Origin of the sequence: Sphingobium phenoxybenzoativorans (assembly GCF_001757355.1) — a bacterium.
Classification (GTDB): Bacteria; Pseudomonadota; Alphaproteobacteria; order Sphingomonadales; family Sphingomonadaceae; genus Sphingobium; species Sphingobium phenoxybenzoativorans.
Map to the genome: position 1 here is coordinate 1 of NZ_MINO01000121.1, position 6,732 is coordinate 6,732.

A 6,732-nucleotide genomic window follows, 5' to 3' on the forward strand; every position below is an offset into this window, starting at 1 on the left:
ATGCGCTCGCCCTCGCCTCGCGCCTCGGCGCGGCCACCGCCAGCGTCCCGGCGACCAGCGTGGTCGAAGGGTTGCGCAGCTTCGCCGCAGACGCCCGCGCGACGCAGATCGTCATCGGCAAGTCCGCCCGCCCCTGGTGGTTCGAACTGCGCCACGGATCGGTCGTGGACCGGCTGGTCCGGGGCGTTGACGACATTGCCGTGCATGTCCTGCCCGGCGAGGGCGAGAAGCCGCAGGCGCCCCCCGGACACCGCGACGCGCGGCGCGATCCCGTCGCCCTGCCAGACTATGGCTGGACGCTGCTGTCCATCGCCGCCTGTACGGCGCTCGGCCGGTTGCTGGTGGAATTTATCGCCATCGGCAATATCGCATTGCTGTTCCTGATCCCGGTGATGTTCGCCGCGGCGAGCTATGGCCTTGGCATCGGCCTGTTCGCCGCCGTGGCATCCTCGCTCGCCTATAATTTCTTCTTCCTGCCGCCGACCGGCACGCTGACCGTCAGCAACCCGGAAAATATCATCAGCATATTCGTGCTGCTGGGTGTCGCCTTCGTGACCAGCCAGTTCGCCTCCCGCGTCCGGGCGCAGGCCAATCTCGCCCAGGCGAGCGCGCGGCAGAATGCGGCGCTGGCCGGATTTTCCCGTCAGCTAACGGCAACCTCCAGCCAGGAGGAGCTGATGCACATGATCTGCGCGGAGGTCGCCCGGCTGTTCAACCTGCGCACGCTGCTGATGCTCCCCTCGCGCGATGGCCCGGTCCTGCGCGCCGCCTATCCGCCGGAGGACCGGGTGGGCGAGATCGAACGGGCGGCCGCGCAATGGGCAATGGACAATCAGCAGCCGGCCGGGCGCGGATCGTCCACGCTTGCCGCGTCGGAATGGCTGTTCCACCCTCTGCAGACCAGCCGGGGCGTGCTGGCGGTGCTGGGCCTTGCCCGCGACGACGCCGGGGAACCGCTGCGGTCGGATCAGGTGCCGCTGCTCATGAGCCTGCTGGATCAGGCGTCTATCGCCTTCGACCGGATGGCTCTGGAGGAAGGGATGCAGGATGCGCGGCAGCTTCGCGAACGCGACCGGCTGCGATCGGCGCTGCTCTCCTCGGTCAGCCACGATCTGCGCACGCCGCTGACCGCCATCGCGGCCGCCGTGCAGGAATATCGGGCGCACCCCGATGCGCAGCTTGTCGACGCCATCGATATGGAGGCGCAGCGGCTGAACCGCTTCGTCGCCAACCTGCTGGACATGGCGCGAGTGGAATCCGGCGCTCTGGCGCTCAGGGCGGAGGCCACCGACCTGACCGACGCGGTGGCGGCCGCCGTTCATGACACCCGCCGCATTCTGGCCGGCCACGCCATCGACCTGCAGCTTCCCGCCGACCTTCCCCTCGTCCGGGTCGACCCGCGCCTGTTCCATCACTGCCTCATCAACCTGCTCGACAATGCCGGGCGCTATGCCGACCCCGGCACGCCGGTCACGATCCGGGGCAGGAGGACCATCGACGGCATAGACCTGTCGATCATCGATCAGGGCCCGGGCATCCCGGACGGCAAGCAGGATGAGATATTCGACACCTTCACGCGCATCGACGGATCGGACCGGTCGAAGGGTGGGACGGGTCTTGGCCTCGCCATCGTCAAGGGGTTTGCCGAAGCCATGGGCCTTACCGTCAAGGCGGCGAACAATAGTGATCCGCTGGGCGCGATATTCACTATCCATCTGCCGGCGGATGCGATCATCAGCGGCGTCGATGTGGAGGATATCGCATGACGTTACGCCACAAGGTGCTGGTCATTGATGACGAGCCGCATATCCGCAGGCTTCTCCACACCGCCCTGACGCGCGGAGACTATGCCATTGCCGAGGCTGCGGACGGAAAGGAGGCGCTGGCCAAACTGGTCAGCGAGAATCCGGACGTCACGCTGCTCGACCTTGGCCTGCCGGACCGCGACGGGCTGGAGCTGGTGCCCCTGATCAAGAAACAGTCACAGACAACGCTGATCGTCATATCCGCGCGCGAGGCGACGGAGGAGAAGGTCGCTGCGCTTGATCTTGGCGCGGACGATTATCTGACCAAGCCGTTCGATACCGATGAACTGCTCGCCCGCATCCGGGTCGCCATGCGCAACCGCATGACCAAGGATGGCGGCGTTTCCAGCATCAGGGCCGGAGACGTCGAAATCGACCTGATGATGCGGCAGGTGCGCAAGGGTGGCGAGGAAGTCCATCTGACGCCCAAGGAATATAGCGTGCTAGCGCAACTGGCGCAGTTCCCCGGCCGGGTGATCACGCACAAGCAGATCATGAACACGGTGTGGCCCCGCGAACTGGAGCATCATGTCGAATATCTGCGCGTGCTGGTGAAGGGCCTGCGCCAGAAGCTGGAGACAGAGCCGCAGCATCCGCAGATCATCGTCAATGAACTGGGCGTAGGATACCGGTTGCGGCCGAACAGCGATTAGGCTGGACAGCGCTTAGCCGGAAAGGGGCGATTATTCGTCGTCGGCGACCAGCCGGCGGAACGTGTCTATCTCGCACTCCGTGCCGCCCCGCGCCTGGATCATGTCGCGGCCGGAGCAGAGCGATCCGTCCCTGGTCGCCTCGACATAGAAGCCCGACCAGAAGTCCACGGCCCGGCACCCGCGCTCCAGACGCGCCCGATAGCGCTCGCCGTTGATCAGCGTCATGTCGATGCTGTTCTTCGCCGTGACGGACGCGCCGCGGATCGACCGGATGGCGAGGCATTTGGGGCCTTTTTTCTCCTGCCATTCGACGGGCGGCTCCACCTGCGCAGAGCGTTGCCGGGCGAGAGGCACACGGATGATGACCCGCTGCTCAATCGTCACCTGCGCAAGCTGGACAGGCCCCGACGCGGACGCCGGGGCAAGCAGCATGGACAGAAAAATGACGGATGAATGCAAAACCAACCCCTCTGGGAACAAGGGCATTAGCGCCTGCCTGTTGAACAGTCGATGAATTCCGGCGCATAAGGCCGGGATGATCGACACCGAAACCCTGCAGAAGTTCCGCGATATTCTCGGCCCGAAGGGCTTTACCGATGATCCGGACGATATCGCGCCATGGACGAGCGACTGGCGGGGCCGCTATCATGGGACGGCGGCAGCCATCCTGTCGCCCGCCTCCACACAGGAAGTCTCGCAGGTTCTGGCGCTCGCCAATAGGCTGGGCGTGGCGGTCGTGCCGCAGGGCGGGAACACCTCCATGGTCGGCGGCGCGACGCCCCCGATGGACGGCAGCGCGCTGATCCTCTCTCTGCGCCGGATGAACCGCATCCGGTCGCTATCGGCCAAGGATAATCTGGCGGTGTGCGAGGCGGGCGTGATCCTCTCGACGCTCCACGATGCGGCCGCCGACGCCGGTCGCCGTTTTCCGCTCAGCCTGGGGGCCAAGGGATCGGCGACCATCGGCGGCCTGATCTCCACCAATGCGGGCGGGACCCAGGTGCTGCGCCACGGCACCATGCGCGCGCTGGTGGACGGCATAGAGGCGGTGCTGCCGGACGGGAGCATCTATGAGGGGCTGGATGCGCTCAAGAAGGACAATCGCGGATATGACCTGAAGCAATTGCTGATCGGTGCGGAGGGAACGATCGGCATCGTCACCGCCGCCTCCCTGCGGCTGGTGCCCGCCATCGCCGACCGGGCGGTGGGCTGGGTCGGCGTCGAGACGCCGGAGGATGCGCTGGCGCTGCTGCGCATGCTGGAAAGCCGGCTGGGCGGTGTGGTCGAGGGGTTTGAGATCATCGCGGACGACGGCCTGGGCCATGTCCTTTCCCACATCCCGTCCACGCGCAGCCCCATCGAGACGCGCACGCCCTGGCATGTCCTGATCGAAGTCGATCTGGACGAGCAGACCGAGCCGAGCGCCGCCGAACGGCTGGAGGGCGCATTGGCCGAGGCGTTTGAGACGGGGCTGGCCAAGGACGCAGCGGTCGCCGTGAGCGAGGCGCAGGCGGAAGCCTTCTGGAAGATCCGCGAATCCCTGTCGGAAGCGGAACGGGCGCAGGGTCCGGCGCTGCAATATGATGTCAGCGTGCCGGTGGCGCGCATGCCCGCCTTCATGACGCAGGCGGCGGCGGCGGCGCAGCAGGCGTTCCCCGGCACCACGGCCTCCTCCTTCGGCCATCTGGGCGACGGCAATGTCCATTTTCATGTCCGGGCGCCAAAGGGCACCAGCGACGGCCCCGCCTGGATCGCGGCCGATGGCGGGCGGATCAATGCGTTCGTCCATGACGCGGTGGTCGCGGCAGGCGGTTCGATCTCCGCCGAACATGGCATCGGGCAGATGAAGCGGACGGAACTCGCGCGGCTGGCCAGCCCGGCGCGGATCGCCACCCTGCGGGCGATCAAGGCCGCCTTCGACCCCAGGGGGATCATGAATCCGGGCAAGCTGGTGCCCCTGGACGGCGAAGGCTGACTTATGCAGCTTTCCATTGCCACGGCCGGTCAAATTGATAGCGTAACGACGTCCGCGACTGTGCGGTAAGGAGAGGCGATGAAGCATTACGCCCTTGCAGCCCTGTTACTGGTCTGCGCCTGTTCATCCGGGGACGAGGCCCAGAATATGGCGGACAACGCGCAGGACAACGCCGCCGACGGGAACGCCGCGGCGGTGCCGGAGGACTTTTCCATCCATTGCAAGGGCGCGATTACCGAGGTGATGAGCTCCAGCGGCGGCTCCGCCACGAAAGAGGAAGGTCCGGGAACGGACGTCACCTATCGCTGGGACCGGCCGGAAAAGATGCTCTATCTGGAAAAGGTGGGGACCGCCGAAGCCCCCTATTGCGAGGCGGGCGCGAAGGGTTGCTCTGTCGAGATCGATGAGAAGCATATCCTGGCGCAGAAGCAGAGCGAGACCAGCGGCGACGCCGATGGCGCCCTGATTGCCCGGACGGAGCGGGTGGAAATCGACCTGACGACCCTGACGGGCAACAGCGTCATCCGCACCAGCAGCGGCGCGCTTCAGGCGGACAAGACGCCGGCCATCGCCAAAAAGACGGTCAATGCGCCGCTGAACTGCGAGCGGCTGTTCTGATGTGAAGGTTCAGGCCGCCCTTGCGGGCGTGTCCGTGACTGACGCCACGACCTGCTCCCGCAGGATCGGGTCCTGCAGATGCTGCGCATTGGCCAGGCGGATCGCAGCGCCCGCCTCATCATAGAGGAAGGGCAGCACGCAATGGCGCTGACCGCCGACGATCGGCGTCGCCTCATGCAGCAATGAGCAGGAAAAGACGATCGCGCCGCCGGTCGGCGCGCGGTAGGTCCGCATGCCGAATTCGGGGAAGCGCAGGTCGCCGCCCTCATAATCCTCCGCATTCAGGTTGATGGTGACGGCGAAGCGGCGATGGGCGGTGCCGAGCGTCGTATTATCCTTGTGCGGGCGGAAATAGCCGCCGGTCTGCGCGTCGTAGCAGGCGACGATATAGCGCTCCATGCGCGTCACCTTGAACTGGAACGCCCGCTCGATCTGCGGCGCGAGGCGGCGGATCACCCGCGCCTGGATGGCGTCGCGAAGCCCGGCATCCTCTATGTTGCAATCGCTCCGCCGCTTATGGCCGTGATCGACGACCATCATCGTCTCGCCGGTCGCGGGATCGGTTTTCATATAGCCGCTGTCCTGCGTGCCGGTCTCCCGCGCATAGGCGATCAGGCGGCGGCAAAGCTCCGGCTCGAACAGGTTAGGGACGCGTAGCACCGGGGCGCAGCCGTCCATATCGGCGGCGGGAGAAGCAAGGCCGGACAGGCGTTCCGTGATCCGCGCCAGATGGGTAGGCGCATCGTCGACCGGAATCACATCCAGCACGCGCAGGCCGGGATCAAGTATCCAGGTCATCAGCGACAGGCGGTCCACGCCATTGCCCGCATCCTGCGCGCAACCGAACAGGCGGGCGAGTTCGCGGTCATGATCGCGGACGATGCGAATACCCGGATAGCGGTCGCGCAGCGACGGCTCCGCCTGATCAGCGGGATCGCAGGTGATGACGAAGCAGCAGGCGTTGATGTCGTCGAACGGATCGGCGCTGGCATAGAGTTGCCGCAGCATGTCGACGACGCCGGGCACGCGCAGGCCGCCCACAAACATCATCACGACATGGCGGCCAGCCACGCTGTCGAGCGAATAGCGCGGATTGGCATCCGTGCGGAGATAGAGGGACGGGATCGGATCGCCGGGGCCGAGCATGGATCGTGGCTATCGGGTCATGGTAAAAAAGGGGTTAATTGGGCCGCCCACGCTGCAAGACCTTGTTCGATTTTGATTGATCAAAATCGCGGTCTTTTCCTGTGTTCAAGCGTGATATCCGAGCCGTGAAATGTTCCATTTCCCTCGAAAGCACCCTAGGGGGATGGCATGGCGCATATGCTGATCCTCGGGCTGGGCTATACCGGCGAACGGCTTGCCGCGCGGATGCGCGCAGAGGGCTGGCGGGTCAGCGGCGCGCGGCGGACGGGCGGCGACGGCCTGATCAGCTTTGACGATCAGGCTGGCATCAGACAGGCGATCGCAACAGCCACGCACATCCTGTCGAGCGTGCCGCCGGGCGAGGATGGCGATCCGGTGCTGGCGGCCTATGGCGCGGACATTCGCGCGAGCGGTGCGCTCTGGACCGGCTATCTGTCCTCCACCGGCGTTTATGGCGATACTGGCGGGGCCTGGGTCGATGAGAGCGCGGCCATTGGCGGCGGGCGGCGCAGCGCACGGGCGAAGGCGGACGCGG

Annotated in this window: 7 protein-coding genes; 5 read left to right on the forward strand and 2 right to left on the reverse strand. The window is 66.0% G+C overall.

Going from position 1 to position 6,732, the window contains the following annotated elements:
• Nucleotides 1-1,766: DUF4118 domain-containing protein (locus BHQ40_RS23505; protein ID WP_139139456.1), on the forward strand; the 1,766-nt coding region annotated here is incomplete at its 5' end.
• Complete coding sequence (locus BHQ40_RS23510) at nucleotides 1,763-2,458, forward strand: response regulator (protein ID WP_070158147.1); 696 nt, start codon at nucleotides 1,763-1,765, stop codon at nucleotides 2,456-2,458. The genes BHQ40_RS23505 and BHQ40_RS23510, both read left to right, overlap by 4 nt.
• A 30-nt stretch (nucleotides 2,459-2,488) precedes the next feature.
• Here the strand turns inward: BHQ40_RS23510 and BHQ40_RS23515 are convergent, their stop codons facing one another.
• On the reverse strand, nucleotides 2,489-2,890 hold the full coding sequence (locus tag BHQ40_RS23515; RefSeq protein ID WP_070158151.1) for a hypothetical protein: 402 nt from the start codon (nucleotides 2,888-2,890) through the stop codon (nucleotides 2,489-2,491).
• A 103-nt stretch (nucleotides 2,891-2,993) separates the two neighbouring features.
• On the opposite strand from BHQ40_RS23515, the gene BHQ40_RS23520 reads away from it, so the two are divergent.
• Both BHQ40_RS23520 and BHQ40_RS23525 read left to right on the forward strand, forming a co-directional pair.
• Nucleotides 2,994-4,433 carry an FAD-binding oxidoreductase gene (locus BHQ40_RS23520; protein ID WP_070158148.1) on the forward strand — a complete coding sequence of 480 codons (1,440 nt, stop codon included), beginning with the start codon at nucleotides 2,994-2,996 and terminating at the stop codon, nucleotides 4,431-4,433.
• Nucleotides 4,434-4,511: 78 nt separating this feature from the next.
• Nucleotides 4,512-5,051 carry a hypothetical protein gene (locus tag BHQ40_RS23525; RefSeq protein ID WP_070158149.1) on the forward strand — a complete coding sequence of 180 codons (540 nt, stop codon included), beginning with the start codon at nucleotides 4,512-4,514 and terminating at the stop codon, nucleotides 5,049-5,051.
• A 9-nt stretch (nucleotides 5,052-5,060) separates the two neighbouring features.
• Here the strand turns inward: BHQ40_RS23525 and BHQ40_RS23530 are convergent, their stop codons facing one another.
• Nucleotides 5,061-6,197: a 2OG-Fe(II) oxygenase family protein gene (locus tag BHQ40_RS23530; protein WP_070158150.1), complete on the reverse strand. Its 1,137-nt coding sequence runs from the start codon at nucleotides 6,195-6,197 to the stop codon at nucleotides 5,061-5,063.
• A gap of 168 nt (nucleotides 6,198-6,365) precedes the next feature.
• Here BHQ40_RS23530 and BHQ40_RS23535 point away from each other — a divergent pair.
• Nucleotides 6,366-6,732 (forward strand): Rossmann-fold NAD(P)-binding domain-containing protein (locus tag BHQ40_RS23535; RefSeq protein ID WP_494338033.1); only part of this gene is annotated, 367 nt, incomplete at its 3' end.